The organism is Aeromicrobium sp. REDSEA-S32_B7 (assembly GCF_001626145.1).
GTDB classification, from domain to species: Bacteria; Actinomycetota; Actinomycetes; order Propionibacteriales; family Nocardioidaceae; genus Aeromicrobium; species Aeromicrobium erythreum.
Genome location: NZ_LUNF01000299.1, coordinates 1 through 3,028, shown reverse-complemented (window position 1 = coordinate 3,028; position 3,028 = coordinate 1). Strand labels below are relative to the sequence as shown.

Genomic DNA, 3,028 nt, shown 5'->3' with positions numbered 1-3,028 from the left:
CCTGCCACCCGGCGGCCGTCCAGGAGCAGCACGGCGTCGACGAGGACCCCGCTCAGCAGCGTCGCCACCGTCAGGCGCGCCACGTCGTGCCCGGCGTCGAGCACCTCGAGCGCGGCCACGGTCTGGGCGAGCCGTTGGGGCACGAGCGTCGCGTCGGGGGCCACGCGCCAGGCACGCGCCGCCTCCGCGTCGCGGACGTCGCACGCCGCCAGGGCAGCGGGCCACGCGAGGTCGGCGACGAGGTCGAGCCGGCCCCCTCGCGCGCCGACGGCGTCGCGGACCCGGTCCACCACCCCGTCGGGATCGACGTCGGGCGCGACGTCCTGACGCTCCGCCTCCTGGAACGGCTGGCACCAGGTCGCGTCGGCCACGTCGGCGGCGCGCGCCCACTCCGGGACCCGGGCCGGGCCCCGCCCGAACGCGGCGTCCTCGAGGACGGCGCGCGCGGTCGCGTGGTCGCCCACCACCCAGGTCTCCGTGCGGCTGCGCGCCACCGGCTCCCCGCGCAGCAGGGGGCCGGCGTCGAGCAGGTCGGTCCGCGACCCGCTGAGCACCGACGCGAGGACGTCGCCGTTGCTGCCCCAGCCCCAGAGCAGGCCGCGGACCATCTGGAGCCGCCGCCCCAGCTGCGCGCGCCCGTCCGGGGTCGCGTGGGTCGCGGTGCTGTCGGTCTCGGTCATCGTGCCTCCCACCAGTCGGTGATCCGGGCAGCGACCTGCCCGGCGTGCTCCTGCATCATCGTGAAGTGGTCCCCCGGCACGTCGGCCGTCGCGTGGGCGAAGGGCCACGAGGCCCGCCAGTCGTCGTCGGGCCACGCCGCGATGGGGTCGACGGCCCGCACGAGCAGCGTGGCGACCTGCTGGTCGTCGGGCACCCAGCCCCCGAGCATCCGGTCGTACGCCCCCATCGCCGTGAGCCGCGTGTCGTCCAGGGGGACGGTCTCCAGGTCCAGCAGGCGGCGGGTCAGGACGTCGATCCACCCCTCCACGGCGTCCTGGCGACCGGGCGGGTAGGAGTCGAGCAGGACGACACCGTCGGGCCGGTGCCCCTGCTGCGTCAGCGCGGTCGCGAGCGCGTGGCTCATCAGCCCGCCGGCCGAGTGGCCGACAAGCACGACCGGCCGTGCCGCCACCGCGCGGAGGACGGTCGCGGCCTGCGCCGCGGCCAGGGCCTCCATCGACGCGGGCAGCGGCTCGCCCGCCAGGTATCCGGGCTGGGGCAGCCCCAGCACCGACCACGACCCGTCCAGCGCCGCCGCGAGCCGTGCGAACTCGTGCGGCCCCGAGGGCGCGGCCGTGCCGGCGCAGCAGACCAGCACGGGCCCGTCGCCCGACGTGCCGAGCGCGACGGGGACGACGTGCTCGGCGAGGACGTCGGGGTCGGCGGACCGCTCGCGGAACTCGGCGAGGTCGGCCATCAGCGACAGGAACGGACGCACGCGCGAGGACTCCGCCGCACGCCGGTACCCCTCGACCAGGGATCCACCGGCGGCCGACGGGGTCGGGGAGCCGGCCGCGCGGCCGAGCTCCAGGACCCGTTCCGCGAGCGCCCGGGGCGTCGGGTGCTGGAAGACGACGGTCGCCGGCAGCTCGACGCCCGTGGCGCGCTGCAGCTCGTTGCGCAGACCCACGGCCGACAGGGAGTCGAAGCCGAGCTCGCCGATCGGCTGGTCCGCCGGGACGTCGTCGGCCCGGGCGTGGCCCAGCACCCGCGCCATCTGCGCCCGGACCAGGTGCACGGCCTCCTCGGCCGTCGTCGGCGCCGCCTGCGCGGCCGGCGCCGCGGTGCGCGGCGTCGGGAGCTCCGGGTCGTCGGGCACCAGGTCCGCCACGAGGGGCCGCGGCCTGGCCGCGGTGAAGCCGACGGCGAACCGCGCCCAGTCGACGTCCGCGACGCTCACGCAGACGTCGTCCTGCTCCAGGGCACGGCGCAGACCCTCGAGCGCCCGCTCGGGGCGCATCGGACGGATGCCGCGACGGCGCAGGCCGTCCAGGTCGGCCCCGGCCATGCCGCCGCCCGCCCAGGCGCCCCAGGCGACGGACGTGCCGGCCCGCCCCTCGGACCGGCGGCGCTGCGCGAGCCCGTCGAGGAACGCGTTGCCCGCGGCGTAGGCGCCGAGCCCGGCGCTGCCCCAGGTGGCGGCCCCGGAGGAGAAGAGGACGAACGACGACACGTCGGGCAGCAGCTCGTCGAGAAGCCGCGCACCCTCCACCTTCGCGCGCCAGACCTCCTCCGGGCGGTCGACGTCCTCGAGCCGGCGGGCGTCCGGCGCCCCGGCGGCGTGGACCACGACCTCGACCCGGCGGCCCTCGGACCGCAGCCGGTCGAGCACCGACGTCAGCTGGCCGCGGTCGGCGACGTCGCACGCCACGACGGTGGCGTCCGCCCCTGCGGCACGCAGCTCCTCGCCCAGCTCCTGCGCACCGTCGGCGTGCGGACCCCGACGGCTCAGCAGGACCAGGTCGCGGACACCCTGTGCGACGAGGAACCGGGCGACGTGCGCCCCGAGCGCTCCGGTGCCCCCGGTGACGAGGGCCGTGCCGTCGCCCGGCCACCAGCGCCGTCGGCTCCGGTCGGCCGGGGCGGCCACGAGCCGACGGCAGAGCCGCCGGCCCTGGCGCACGGCGACCTGGTCCTCCAGGTCGTCGCCCAGCAGGGCGGCCAGGAGCGCGCCAGTGTCGTCGGCGGTGACCTCGGCGGGGAGGTCGAGCAGCCCGCCCCAGCGCTCCGGGCGCTCGAGCCCGACCCCCCGGCCGAGCCCCCAGACCATCGCCGCGTCCGGGTCGACCAGGTCGTCCTCCGCAGCCGCGACGGCGCCGCGCGTGACGCACCACAGCGGGACGTCGACGTCGCAGGCCAGGAACCGCTGCACCCGGTCGAGCTGCTCGGCAGCCCCGCCGCCGAAGGACAGCACCCCCGCCGCGCCGGCGACGTCCTGCGGGTCCGCGAGGTCCAGCGGCACGAACCTCGTGCCCACGCCCTGCAGGACCTTCTCCAGGTCGGCCGGCGGCTCGCCGAGCGTCAGGAG

2 protein-coding genes are annotated in these 3,028 nt (G+C 78.0%); both read right to left on the bottom strand.

The window, feature by feature from the left end:
• The coding region (locus tag A6Q79_RS17315; protein ID WP_317698859.1) for a hypothetical protein at positions 1 to 680 on the bottom strand (680 nt) is incomplete at its 3' end.
• Positions 677 to 3,028 (bottom strand): type I polyketide synthase (locus A6Q79_RS17310; RefSeq protein ID WP_317698858.1); only part of this gene is annotated, 2,352 nt, incomplete at its 5' end. The genes A6Q79_RS17310 and A6Q79_RS17315, both read right to left, overlap by 4 nt.